Origin of the sequence: Methylobacterium oryzae, from assembly GCF_036441375.1 — a bacterium.
Classification (GTDB): Bacteria; Pseudomonadota; Alphaproteobacteria; order Rhizobiales; family Beijerinckiaceae; genus Methylobacterium; species Methylobacterium oryzae_A.
Genome location: NZ_MLCA01000001.1, coordinates 33,516 through 45,712 on the forward strand (window position 1 = coordinate 33,516; position 12,197 = coordinate 45,712).

A 12,197-nucleotide genomic window follows, 5' to 3' on the forward strand; every position below is an offset into this window, starting at 1 on the left:
CGTCAGTCGAACAGGCTGGAGACGCTGGATTCCGTCGCGGTCCGGCCGATCGCCTCGCCGAGCAGCGGCGCGATCGTCGCCACCCGGATGTTGCGGGCGAGCTTGACCGCCTGGGTCGGCTGGATCGAGTCGGTGATCACCAGCTCCTTCATCCGCGAGGCGGCGATGCGCGAGACCGCGCCCCCCGACAGCACGCCGTGCGTGATGTAGGCCGAGACGTCCTTGGCGCCGGCATTGAGCAGCGCCTCGGCGGCGTTGACCAGGGTGCCGCCCGAATCGACGATGTCGTCGACCAGGATGCAGGAGCGGCCCTCGACCTCGCCGATGATGTTCATCACCTCGGACTCGCCCGGGCGCTCGCGGCGCTTGTCGACGATGGCGAGCGGGCAGTCGATCCGCTTGGCGATGGCCCGGGCCCGGACCACGCCGCCGACGTCGGGGGAGACCACCATCCGGTCGGCGCTCGGCAACCGCTCCTTGATGTCGCGCACCATCACGGGGGCGGCGAACAGGTTGTCGGTGGGGATGTCGAAGAAGCCCTGGATCTGGCCGGCATGGAGATCGAGGGTCAGGACGCGGTCGGCGCCCGCCTCGGTGATCAGGTTCGCCACCAGCTTGGCCGAGATCGGGGTGCGGCCGGAGGTGCGCCGGTCCTGCCTTGCGTAGCCGAAATACGGGATCACCGCCGTGATGCGCCGGGCCGAGGACCGGCGCGCGGCGTCGATCATGATCAGCAGCTCCATCAGGTGGTCGTTGGCCGGGAACGAGGTCGACTGGACGATGAACACGTCCTCGCCGCGGACGTTCTCCTGGAGCTCGACGAAGATCTCCATGTCGGCGAAGCGCCGGACCATGCACTTGGCGAGCGGCAATTCGAGATAGGCCGCGATCGCCTCGGCCAGGGGCCGGCTGGCATTCCCGGCGATGATCTTGATCGAGGATTTCATGGGCGGCCGCTCGCTCGCGGCCGGACCTCCCGCCGCACTTGTTCAGACCGGTCTCCCGGGGAGCCGGAACGATCCGATGACGGGCGAGGCTCTTAGCAGCGGGCAGGAAGTGTCACAATGCCTTCACGGCCGCCCCGCGATCACCGCGAACGCGCGCGGCGGGCCCGCACCGCGGATGCCGCCGCGGGATCGGCCCCTCAGGGGGCCGGCGGCTCCAGCAGCCGGTGCAAGTGCACCACGAAGTAGCGCGTCTGCGCGCTGTCGACGGTGGCCTGGGCCTTGGCCCGCCACGCGGCCTGGGCGGAGGCGTAGTCCGGGAAGATGCCGACGATGTCGAGATTCTTGATGTCCCGGAACCGGACCCCGTCGAGATCCCGCAATTCGCCGCCGAAGACCAAGTGCAGCTTCTGGTCGCTGTCGATTGCCGTCGTCATGGCCCGTCCTCCGTTCCTTCGCGGCGCTCGCAAATGGCGGGCCTGCGGTCAAGCCTGAACATCAGCAGGAAAGCCCTGAGCTCCCCGCAGGTCTCCCCGCAGGTCTGCGCGGCGGCCGGGCGCGGCGCCGCGGCGGACGCGCAACCCCGGATGTGTCATGCTACGAGCGGCCCATGACACGCCGACTTCTCTCCGACGCCGTCCTCGTCGCGCTGGCCCTAGGCCTCGGCGCCGCGCAGGCTCTGGCGCAGCAGGCGCCCCGCGCCCCCCGCGCGGCCGGCCCCGACAGGAGCGCCCCGGACCGGCGGGGCGGGCCGCCGGTGATCGGCTGCCCGTCGCTGGCCAATTACCGCATGCTGATGCGCGACGGCGCGGCGGCCGCCGCGGCGCATCTGGCCGATCCCAAGACCGACCATCTCGGCTGCGCGGCGATGGCGCGCACGGAGTTCACCGGCATCGTCGACAAGGTGACGCTGGGCGGACAGAGCTACGATTGTGCCGGCGTGCGCGGCACCACGGCCTGCCACTGGGTCGCGCCCGGGACGCTTCCCGAGACCCCTGCCCCGGCCAAGCGCTGACGGGCGGCTCCTCGGCCCGGGATCAGCGCAGGTGGCCGCTGGCGCGCAGATCCCGCTCGACGGCCTCGTGAAGGGCCTGGAGGGGATTGTCGTTGATGGCGGCGGGCGGGTGCAGCGGCGCCATCGGGGCGGGCCGCGTGTCGAGGCCCGGCAGGATCGTGGCTTCGCCCCCCGGCTGACGCGCGGGCCGGCGCGCCGCGAGGGTCCGCAGCGCCTCGCGTGCGCCGGGCGGGAGGAGCGTGACGAGTCTGTCCAGCATGGCCGGCCTCAGCGCGCACGGCCGGCCGGGGCCGGCGGGAACGGGACGGTGGCGGCGGAACGGTTCTTCACGGGAGCACCAGCGCGGGATCGATTGCGGGAAACGAACCGGCACCCTCACGGTTCCGACAAATCACTATTGCGAATTTTACCGCACATGTCGCCTGGATAGCGGCGAACACTGATTTGTCGGTTGCGACTTTCTGAAGAGTGGCGGAAGCGGATGGGAATCGAACCCACCGTACGCTGTTGGCGTACCACTGGTTTTGAAGACCAGGAGGGCCACCAGACCCCGTTCGCCTCCGCGGCCGGAGGTACGGGCGGGGAGGGGTCGGGTCAAGGCCGGCCGGCCGCGGCGGATCGCGCCGCCGGTCCACCGCCCGGACGCCCGGATTCGTATTAATTCCGCCACACTGTTGTGGCCCTGCACCAGTCATGCCGTTCCTGAGACGCTCACGGACAGAGGAAGGCCCCGCGCCGGTTCCCGAGAGGGGTACCGACGGGACGGGCCAGGACGCCGGCCAGCGGGCCGCGGATCAGCAGGACGCGGGCACGCCCGCGGGCCCAGAGGCGGCCCAGCCGGCCGGCACGCCGCTGGCGGAATCCCTGCGGCCGGGCCCGCGCGGTCCCGGCTGGATCGGCGCCGCCATGGTGATCACCGCCCTGGTCTCGGCGCTCGCGACCTTCCTGATCCTGGCGGGGGTGATCCGGGTGACGCCGACGCCGGCCTACGGCGTGACGCTGCTCGCCATCAACGCGGCCCTGGTGCTCGGCCTCGCGGTCATCATCGCCTGGGAGGCGCGGGTCTTCCTGCACGCCCGCAAGGCCAACGCCGCTGTGGCGCGCCTGCACACCCGCATCGTCGGCCTGTTCTCGCTGATCGCGATCCTGCCGACGATCCTGCTCGCCGTAGTGGCGTCCGTGACCATCGACCGGGGCCTGTCGCTCGGCTTCACCGACCGGGTCCGCGACGTGGTGCTGAAATCCGTGGAGGTGGCCGACGCCTACCAGGAGAACCAGTGCCAGAGCCTCGCTCGCGAGATCCGCATCCTCGCCGACGACCTCACCCGGGCCCGACCGAATTTCGACGTGAACCGGGACTGGTTCCAGACCTTCCTGACCACCCGGGCGACCAATCTCGGCCTGCCGGTGGCGCAGATCATGCGCGGCCCCACCGAGGTGGTGGCCCGGGCCAAGATCGACGTCCTGAAGACGAACCGCCTGCCCTCGGCGGCGGCCTTCGAGGACGCGGCCAATTCCGCCGACCCGATCTGCCTCCTGCCCACCGAGGGCCGGGTCTTCGCCGCGCTGCTGCGCATGCCGGCCTACGACGACGCCGTGCTGATGGTGCAGCGGGAGGTCAGCCAGCTCGCCATCGAGTTCCCGGGCGTGTCCCGGGCGGCGGCGGCCGAGTACCTCACCTACGACTCGCTGCGCCGCTCGATCCAGATCACCTTCGCGTCGGTGTTCCTGCTGATCGCGCTGATCGCGCTGCTCTCGGCCGTGTGGTTCGGGATGAACTTCGCCAACCGGTTCGTGGCGCCGATCCGGCGGCTGATCAACGCCGCCGACCAAGTGGCGTCGGGCAACTTCTACGCCCAGGTGCCGACCAAGAAGACCAGCGGCGACCTCGCCCATCTCGGCGAGAGCTTCAACAAGATGACCCAGGAGTTGCGCCGCCAGCACGCGGGCCTGATCGCCGCGAGCGACCTGATCGACACCCGCCGCCGCTTCACGGAAGCCGTGCTGTCGGGGGTCTCGCCCGGGGTGATCGGCCTCGACGCGGCGGGCTTCGTCACCATCGCCAACCCGGCCGCGGAGCGGATGCTCGACCTGGAGAGCGACGCCCTGGTCGGCCAGCCGCTCGGCCGCGCGGTACCGGAGCTCGCGCCGGTGCTCGCCGAGAGCGAGGCGCGCCCGCGCAGCCTGCAGCAGCAGCAGGTCCAGCTCACCCGGTCCCGGGGCGAGCGCACCATCACGGTGCGGGTCACGAGCGAGCAGGCGCAGGGGGCCTCCCGCGGCTCGGTCGTCACGCTCGACGACATCACCGACCTCGTCCAGGCCCAGCGCAGCTCCGCCTGGGGCGACGTGGCGCGCCGCATCGCCCACGAGATCAAGAATCCGCTGACGCCGATCCAGCTCTCCGCCGAGCGGATCCGGCGCAAGTACGGGAAGGTCATCACCGCCGACAAGGAGGTGTTCGACCAGTGCACCGCCACGATCGTGCGCCAGGTGGACGAGATCAAGCGCATGGTCGACGAGTTCTCGGCCTTCGCGCGGATGCCGAAGCCCGCCATCGCGCCGAACGACCTCACCGAGATCGCCAAGCAGAACCTGTTCATGATGCGGGTCGCGCACCCGGACATCGACTTCGCGTTCTCGGCTCAAGGCGGCGCGTCGAACTCGGAAAAGATCGTGGCGGCCTTCGACATCAGGCTCCTCAGCCAGGTGATCACCAACATCCTCAAGAACGCCGTCGAGGCGGTGGCCGAGGTGCCGGAGGCCGAGCTCGGTAAGGGCAAGATCTCGCTCAGCCTCGCCGTCGAGGACGGGTTCGCGGTGATCGCCGTCACCGACAACGGCAAGGGATTTCCGGCCGAGGGGCGCCAGCGCCTGCTCGAGCCCTACATGACCACCCGCGAGGGTGGGACCGGACTGGGGCTTGCTATCGTCAGCAAGGTGCTTGAGGAGCACGGCGGCGGGATCGAGCTGAACGACAATCCCGCCGGCCGCGGCGGCCAGGTCCGGATGCGGGTCCCGCGCGAGCACGGGCCCGAGCCGGCGGTGGCGGCCCCAGAGACCAGTCCCGTCACGACAGAGGAGAAGGGCGCCGCGCCGACGGCCCCCCGGATCGCGGAGATGCACGCATGAGCGCCGATATCCTGATCGTCGACGACGAGGCCGACATCCGCGACCTCGTCGCCGGGATCCTGGACGACGAGGGCCACCGCTGCCGCACGGCCGGCGGCTCGGACGAGGCGCTCGCCGCCATCGAGGCGCGCCGGCCGCACCTCGTCTTCCTCGACATCTGGCTGCAGGGCTCCCGGCTCGACGGCCTGCAGGTGCTCGACCTGATCAAGGCCGCCAACCCCGACCTGCCGGTGGTGATGATCTCGGGCCACGGCAACATCGAGACCGCGGTCTCGGCCATCAAGGCGGGCGCCTACGACTTCATCGAGAAGCCGTTCAAGGCCGACCGGCTGATCCTGGTGGCCGAGCGGGCGCTGGAGGCCTCCCGGCTCCGGCGCGAGGTCCGCGACCTGACGGCGCGCTCCGGCGCCACCAACCGCATCGTCGGCACGTCGCTCGCCATCAACCAGCTGCGCCAGACCCTCGACCGGGTGGCGCCGACCAACGCCCGGGTGATGATCACCGGGGCGCTCGGCTCCGGCAAGGAGCTCGCGGCGCGCAGCCTGCACAAGGCCTCGGCCCGCGCGAACGGCCCGTTCGTGCTCTTGAACGCCGCCGCGATCCTGCCCGAGACCATGGAGGCGGAGCTGTTCGGGGTCGAGGGCGAGAGCGGCCGGCGGGTCGGCGCCCTGGAGGAGGCCCATGGCGGCACCCTCTACCTCGACGAGGTCGCCGATATGCCGCGCGAGACCCAGAACCGGATCCTGCGCGTCCTCGTCGACCAGAACTTCCAGCGGGTCGGGGGCACGACGCGGGTCCACGTGGACGTGCGGATCATCTCCTCGTCCTCCCGGGACCTTCAGGAGGAGATCGCCGCCGGCCGCTTCCGCGAGGACCTGTTCCACCGCCTCTCGGTGGTGCCGATCCGGGTGCCGGCCCTGTCGGAGCGCCGGGAGGACGTGCCGGAGCTGATCCAGTTCTTCATGGACAACATCTCGTCCCAGACCGGCCTGCCCAAGCGCCGGATCGCCGAGGACGCGATGGCGGTGCTGCAGTCGCACAACTGGCCGGGGAACGTCCGCCAGCTCAAGAACAACGTCGAGCGGCTGATGATCCTGACCCAGGCCGACCCGGAGCAGGAGGTCACCTCGGAGATGCTGCCCTCCGAGATCGGCGCCCTGGTGCCGACGACGCCGGGCGGCGCGGGCGGCGAGAAGCTGATGAGCCTCGCGCTCCGCGAGGCCCGCGAGATCTTCGAGCGCGAGTACCTCGTGGCGCAGATCGCGCGGTTCTCGGGCAACATCTCCCGCACCGCCGAGTTCATCGGCATGGAGCGCTCGGCCTTGCACCGCAAGTTGAAGTCCCTGGGCATCGGCCCGTGAGGCCGCGGCGCCGGGGCGCGCGTTGAGGGCGGGGCCGATCCGTCACGGATCGGCTGGAACGGGGGTTGCTTGCGCCCACGCTTTCACGTCGTCATGGTGTTTGTATACACGGCCCTGGACCGGATGATCGGACGATCCGGACCGCGGCATACCCATCCCGGGCCGAGCGAGCCGGGACAACAAGAAGGCCAAGAAGATGGCGGGCGAACGCGCACAGAACCTTCAGGACACCTTTCTCAACCATGTCCGCAAGAACAAGATTCCGCTGACCATCTTCCTCGTCAACGGCGTCAAGCTCCAGGGCGTGGTGACCTGGTTCGACAATTTCTGCGTGCTGCTGCGCCGGGACGGGCACTCGCAGCTGGTCTACAAGCACGCGATCTCCACGATCATGCCGGGCCATCCCGTGCAGCTGTTCGAGCCGGACGAGACCGCCGAGAAGGCGTGAGGGCCCGCGGCAGGACGCGGGCGGGGCCGCTGCGTCGGAGATGAGTGTCTCCCGGGGGTAGGATCACCCGTCCTGCTCCGGCTTCGCGCGCCGTGATTCCGGGTCGCCGCAGGCGAGTCCGGACCCCATAGACGCGACGGGTGCGGGGATCCGGCACGGCGGCGGGTCTGGATCCCGGGCGCCGCTGCGCGGCCCCGAGACGGCGCGGCGGCAGCGGATATCCGCTGCGTTTCCGGCCCGGCATCTTGGCCCGGCCCGCCCGCATCCCCATTCTGACGAATCCGACCTCTCGAACGAAGCCGCCGGCGTCCCGGCGGCGGTGTCAAAGGCTGCATGAGCGAGACGCTGACGTCCGGCGAAGCCCGCCTCCAGGCGCAGGCCGCCCCCGAGGGCGAGATCGCCGCGGCGACCCACACCCTGGTGATCGGCCCCTACCTCGCGCGCGGCGCGTCGGGGGCCGGGCCTGGACCGGCCGCGCCGTCGCGCTCCGTGGAGGCCCGCCTCGACGAGGCGACCGGGCTTGCCGCCGCGATCGAGCTCGACGTGGTCGAGAGCCTCGCCGTCAGCCTGCCGCGGATCCGGCCCTCGACCTATCTCGGCAAGGGCCGGGTCGAGGAGATCGCCGGCCTGATCCGCGCCCGCGAGATCGGCCTCGTGGTGATGGACTGCGCCCTCTCGCCCGTGCAGCAGCGCAACCTGGAGAAGGCCTGGGGCGCCAAGGTCATCGACCGCACCGGCCTGATCCTGGAGATCTTCGGGCGCCGCGCCTCGACCCGCGAGGGCACGCTCCAGGTCGAGCACGCCCACCTCGCCTACCAGAAGTCCCGGCTCGTCCGCTCCTGGACCCACCTGGAGCGCCAGCGCGGCGGCTTCGGCTTCCTGGGCGGCCCGGGCGAGACCCAGATCGAGGCCGACCGGCGCATGATCCAGGAGCGCATGACCCGGATTGAGCGCGATCTCGACGCGGTGGTGCGCACGCGCGGCCTGCACCGGCAGAGCCGGGCGCGGGTCCCGTACCCGATCGTGGCGCTGGTCGGCTACACCAATGCCGGCAAGTCGAGCCTGTTCAACACGCTGACCCGTGCCGAGGTCACCGCGAAGGACATGCTGTTCGCGACCCTCGACCCCACCGCCCGGGCGACCAAGCTGCCCCACGGCGAGACCGTGATCCTGTCCGACACCGTGGGCTTCATCTCCGACCTGCCGACCCCGCTGATCGCGGCCTTCCGGGCGACGCTCGAGGACGCCATCGAGGCCGACGTGCTGCTCCACGTGCGCGACGTCTCCCACGTCGATTCCGAGGCCCAGGCCGAGGATGTCGGCGAGGTCCTGCGCGAGCTCGGCATCGAGACCAGCGCCGACCGGATCATCGAGGTCTGGAACAAGGCCGACCTGCTGGACGAGGACGAGCGCACCCGCCTCCTGAACCTCAGCGGCCAGACCAAGGCCCGCAACGACCGCGACAGCGCCGCGCCGGTTCTGGTCTCGGCGCTGACCGGGGAGGGGCTGTCCGCCCTCACCAGCCGGATCGAGGCGCGGATCGGGCGCAACCGCGCGAGCTTCGCGGTGGCGCTGCCGCCGGAGGACGGCGCGGCGCTGAACTGGCTCTACGAGAACGCCGAGATCCTCGACCGCCGGTCGGAGGCCGACGGCACCCTGCACCTCGCGGTCCGGATCGCCCCCGAGAAGGAGCCGCGCTTCCTCAACCGGTTCGCGGCGGCCCGGCGCCTCGGCCGGGGCGGTTGATGGCCTCGGGCAGCGCCGGCACCTCGATGCTCTCCGCGCTGCAGCCCGCGCGGGCTCCGGCCGAGAGCCGGGCCGATTCCGGATCGGACGACGAGGCGGTGCTGCGGGCGATGCAGGCCGGCGGCGGCCTGCGCCTGCTCGGCCTGCGGGTGGTGATCGTGCTGGTGCTGCTGATGGCGGCCCAGGCCTATGACGGCTCGCTGCACGCCCTGAGCCACTGGTTCATCCTCGGCCTCTACGGCCTCGGCACGGTCTGGTTCGGCCTGCGGGAGCGGGGCGGCGGCCCCGCGGCCAACGCCTACAGCTGGGCCGGCACCGGGCTCAATGCCGGGCTCGCCATCTACGTGATCATCGAGCACATGCTGGCCGGCGGCGGGGCGGGACTCGGTGCAGACGCGGTGAGCCGCCTGCCCGCCTTCCTGCTCCTGCTCCAGACCGGCCTGAGCATGCGGGTGGCGCAGACCCTGCTGTTCTGCGGGCTGGTCACCGCCTGCTGGAGCGCGGCCTTCCTGGTCGGGCTGGTGCATCCGGACCTGTTCCCGAACGCCGACACCTTCCCGACCGCGCAGGTCACCGGGCTCGCCACCTTCATGGCGGCGGGCCTCCTGGTGGTCGACGGCATGATCCGCCTGCGCGCCGCGGTGGCGCGGGCCCTGCGCATGGAGCACGAGCGGTCCCAGCTTGCCCGCTTCGTGCCCGACACGGTCGCTCTCGACCTCGCCGCCGAGGACGGCGATTCCGGCCTCGGCATCCACCGGCGCCACGCCTGCCTGATGATGCTCGACATCCGCGGCTTCTCGCGACTCTCCCGCGAGCATCCTCCCGAGGCCATGGTGACGGCGCTGCTGGCCGTTCGGGCGGCCGCCCAGGCGGCGGTGACGGAGCAGGGCGGCCTCGTCGACAAGTATATCGGCGACGCGGTGCTGGTGCAGTTCGTCGTCGGCCCTCCCGACGCCCAGGCGCGCGCGGCGCTCGCCTGCGCCCTGTCGATCCGCGACCGGATCGCCGCGCTCAACGCGGCCCGCGCCCGGGAGGGGCTGTTCGCCCTGCGGGTGGTCGTCGCCCTGCACGCGGGCGACCTCCTGGTCGGGGTCTTCGACGACGGGGTGCGGGCCGAGTACACGGTGCTGGGCCCGGCGATGAACGCCCTGGCGCGGATCGAGACCCGGGCCAAGGCGGCCGAGATCGAGCTCGCCGCCTCGGGGGATTTCCTGGATCTGCTCGGCGGCGTCCTCCCGGCCGGGATCCGGGCCGTACCGGTTCCGGACGCCGCCCTGCCGGAGCACCTCACACTGTCGGCGATCGCGGTGGCGCCGGGGGCGTGAGGCGGACCGGGCCGGCCTGGGCGCGCGGAGCGCCGACCGGCTTGCGGTGTCCGGTACCGCGGGCGGGATCCCAGCGCCGCGCGGGTGGCGGCCGCGGCAACTTCTGCTACGCCCGCCGGGATGTGAGGCCACCGTGCGTGGGCGCGGTGTAACGAGGACGCGAGGCTGGGTTCGAGGCTGGGTTCGAGGCTCGGAACGGGACGGTTGGGGCGGCTCGCCCTGGGGGCATTCGCGGTCCTGGCCGCCGCCGCGCCGGCGCGGGCGCAGGAGAAGGTGGCCCAGAAGGCGCTCCCGCCCCTCGTATTCACCGGCATCCCCGACCAGGACGAGAGCCGCCTGACCGAGCGGTTCGGCAAGGTCGCCGCCTCCCTCGAGGCCAAGCTCGGCGTGCCGGTCCGCTACATCCCGGTGAAGAGCTACCCGGCGGCGGTCACCGCCTTCACCAACGGGCAGGTGCAGCTCGCGTGGTTCGGCGGCTTCACCGGCGTCCAGGCTCGGAAGGCGGTGCCGGGCGCGCAGGCGATCGCGCAGGGTGCCGAGGAAGCGGCGTTCAAGACCTATCTCGTCGCCAACGCCGCCACCGGGCTGAAGCCGGAGACGCATTTCCCGAAGGACGTCGCGGGCCAGACCTTCACGTTCGGCGCCCGGGCCTCGACCTCCGGGCGGCTGATGCCCGAGTACTTCATCCGGCAGGCCTTCCCGGCGAAGGCCCCCGAGCAGGTCTTCGCCCGGGTCGGCTTCTCGGGCGACCACAGCCGCACGATCCAGCTGGTCCAGTCCGGCGCCTTCGCGGTCGGCGCCGTCGACTACTTGGTCTGGGACCTCGACACGAAGGCCGGCAAGCTCGACCGACACGCGGTCTCGGTGATCTGGGAGAGCCCGGCCTTCCCGGACTACCAGTGGACCGTGCGGGGCGACGTGGAGCAGACCTACGGCGCCGGATTCACCGACAGGCTGCGGGCCGCGGTGACCGGCATCACCGATCCGGCGATCCTGGAGCCGTTCGGGCGCTCGACATTCATCCCCGTGACCAACGCGGCCTACGAGCCCCTCGTCGAGGTCGGACGCTCCACCGGCTTCCTGGACTGACGCGCGTGTCGGGCGGCGCGGCGGCCGGCACGGATTCCGACGCGGCCATCGTTCTGGCGAACGCCTCCGCGGCCTATGACGGGCGCCCGGTGCTCTCGGGCCTCGACCTGATCGTGCGGGCGAGCGGGCGGGCGGGTCGCGCTCATGGGGCGCTCGGGCGCCGGCAAGTCGACCCTGCACAACCTGCGCACGCTGGTCCGGCCGGCGCGGGCCGACGTCGCCGCCGTGGAGGCGATCCTCGACCGGGTCGGGCTCGCGGACCGGCTCTGGGCCGGGGCCGGGGAGCTCTCCGGTGGCCAGCAGCGGCGCGTCTCGGTGGCCCACGCCCTCTACAACGGCCGGCCGATCCTGGTGGGGACGAGCCGGTCTCGGCTCTGGACCGCCAGCAGGGCGCGCGGATCCTCGCCGAGCTGGCCCGGAGCCACGAGACCCTGATCCTGGCGCTCCACGACATGGCCCTGGCCCTCGCCCATACCGACCGAATCGTGGTGCTGGAGGCCGGCCGGATCGTCCTCGACGCGCCCTCGGCCGGCCTCGATCCGGCGCGGCTCAGCCGGTTCTACGGGGCCGCCTGAGGCGCGCCGTCGCGCGCAAGGCCGCGTTCCTGCCGCGGCCCGCCTACGCGGCGGTGACCCGCTGATTCGCGGCCGCGGCGCTCGCCGGCCTGCTGGTGGCGAACCTTCAGGTCACGACGCTCCACCCCTTCGCCGACCTCGCCCGGCTCCTCGGCGGCCTGATCCGGCCCGACTGCCCCGCCGTGGAGGGCTGGAGCGTCGTCACCACGGTGGCCTTCGCGATGCTGGGCGTCGGGCTCGGCGCCGGGACGGGGCTGCTGCTCGCCATCCCGTTCGCCCGCTCGCGCGCCGTCCGGCTCCGCCTCGACGTGGCCGTGGTGCTGATCGCCGCCACCGCCCTGATGACGGTGGCAGTCGACGCCTTCTCGCGAGCCCTGCGCCGGTCCCTGCGGATCGACGCCCTGCTGACCCGGCTGTCGGGTCCGCAGCCGATCACCGGGGCGGAGGCCGCGGACGGCTGATCCGGGCGCCGCCGTCCTCGCGCGCGCAGCGAAGCGATTCGGGGTCACGCAGCCCTCGGTCGCTTCGCTGCGCGCGCGATGACGGAGTGGATTACGACGACCGG

The 12,197-nt window shown here is 72.0% G+C and carries 13 protein-coding genes and 1 tRNA gene; 10 read left to right on the forward strand and 4 right to left on the reverse strand.

From position 1 onward, the window contains the following. Positions 1 to 2: 2 nt before the first annotated feature. Complete coding sequence (locus tag MOTC310_RS00175; RefSeq protein ID WP_012318471.1) at positions 3 to 947, reverse strand: ribose-phosphate pyrophosphokinase; 945 nt, start codon at positions 945 to 947, stop codon at positions 3 to 5. Between the two features lie 197 nt (positions 948 to 1,144). Next, on the reverse strand, positions 1,145 to 1,381 hold the full coding sequence (locus MOTC310_RS00180) for a DUF4170 domain-containing protein (protein ID WP_331291709.1): 237 nt from the start codon (positions 1,379 to 1,381) through the stop codon (positions 1,145 to 1,147). A gap of 173 nt (positions 1,382 to 1,554) precedes the next feature. On the opposite strand from MOTC310_RS00180, the gene MOTC310_RS00185 reads away from it, so the two are divergent. Continuing rightward, a complete protein-coding gene (locus MOTC310_RS00185) occupies positions 1,555 to 1,959 on the forward strand; it encodes a hypothetical protein (RefSeq protein WP_331300397.1) in 405 nt (134 codons plus the stop codon). Positions 1,960 to 1,981: 22 nt separating this feature from the next. Here MOTC310_RS00185 and MOTC310_RS00190 read toward each other — a convergent pair whose 3' ends face one another. Together MOTC310_RS00190 and MOTC310_RS00195 are read right to left on the reverse strand one after the other, a co-directional pair. Then, on the reverse strand, positions 1,982 to 2,218 hold the full coding sequence (locus MOTC310_RS00190) for a hypothetical protein (RefSeq protein ID WP_331291712.1): 237 nt from the start codon (positions 2,216 to 2,218) through the stop codon (positions 1,982 to 1,984). Positions 2,219 to 2,428: 210 nt separating this feature from the next. Then, positions 2,429 to 2,521: transfer RNA gene (locus MOTC310_RS00195), tRNA-Sec, on the reverse strand. A gap of 131 nt (positions 2,522 to 2,652) precedes the next feature. Between MOTC310_RS00195 and MOTC310_RS00200 the strand changes: the two genes are divergently transcribed. The 9 genes from MOTC310_RS00200 (at position 2,653) to MOTC310_RS00240 (ending at position 12,093) form a co-directional block, all read left to right on the forward strand. Beyond that, the gene (locus MOTC310_RS00200; protein WP_331300398.1) at positions 2,653 to 5,088 is read left to right on the forward strand and encodes a sensor histidine kinase NtrY-like; all 2,436 of its coding nucleotides are present in this window, start codon (positions 2,653 to 2,655) and stop codon (positions 5,086 to 5,088) included. Further along, positions 5,085 to 6,449 carry a nitrogen assimilation response regulator NtrX gene (gene ntrX, locus MOTC310_RS00205; protein WP_012318476.1) on the forward strand — a complete coding sequence of 455 codons (1,365 nt, stop codon included), beginning with the start codon at positions 5,085 to 5,087 and terminating at the stop codon, positions 6,447 to 6,449. Before MOTC310_RS00200 ends, ntrX begins: the two co-directional genes overlap by 4 nt. Positions 6,450 to 6,645: 196 nt before the next feature. Continuing rightward, on the forward strand, positions 6,646 to 6,897 hold the full coding sequence (hfq, locus tag MOTC310_RS00210; RefSeq protein ID WP_007563033.1) for an RNA chaperone Hfq: 252 nt from the start codon (positions 6,646 to 6,648) through the stop codon (positions 6,895 to 6,897). A 333-nt stretch (positions 6,898 to 7,230) separates the two neighbouring features. Further along, positions 7,231 to 8,643 carry a GTPase HflX gene (gene hflX / locus MOTC310_RS00215; RefSeq protein ID WP_331300399.1) on the forward strand — a complete coding sequence of 471 codons (1,413 nt, stop codon included), beginning with the start codon at positions 7,231 to 7,233 and terminating at the stop codon, positions 8,641 to 8,643. Next, on the forward strand, positions 8,643 to 9,968 hold the full coding sequence (locus tag MOTC310_RS00220; RefSeq protein WP_331300400.1) for an adenylate/guanylate cyclase domain-containing protein: 1,326 nt from the start codon (positions 8,643 to 8,645) through the stop codon (positions 9,966 to 9,968). Before hflX ends, MOTC310_RS00220 begins: the two co-directional genes overlap by 1 nt. A gap of 204 nt (positions 9,969 to 10,172) precedes the next feature. After that, positions 10,173 to 11,057 (forward strand): putative selenate ABC transporter substrate-binding protein, encoded by an 885-nt coding sequence (locus tag MOTC310_RS00225; RefSeq protein ID WP_331300401.1) that lies wholly within the window; start codon positions 10,173 to 10,175, stop codon positions 11,055 to 11,057. Positions 11,058 to 11,201: 144 nt separating this feature from the next. Next, positions 11,202 to 11,492, forward strand: coding sequence for a hypothetical protein (locus tag MOTC310_RS00230; RefSeq protein ID WP_331300402.1), 291 nt, complete (start codon positions 11,202 to 11,204; stop codon positions 11,490 to 11,492). A gap of 17 nt (positions 11,493 to 11,509) precedes the next feature. Next, positions 11,510 to 11,632: a hypothetical protein gene (locus MOTC310_RS00235; protein ID WP_331300403.1), complete on the forward strand. Its 123-nt coding sequence runs from the start codon at positions 11,510 to 11,512 to the stop codon at positions 11,630 to 11,632. Between the two features lie 95 nt (positions 11,633 to 11,727). After that, positions 11,728 to 12,093 (forward strand): hypothetical protein, encoded by a 366-nt coding sequence (locus tag MOTC310_RS00240; protein ID WP_331300404.1) that lies wholly within the window; start codon positions 11,728 to 11,730, stop codon positions 12,091 to 12,093. The last annotated feature ends 104 nt before the right edge of the window (positions 12,094 to 12,197 follow it).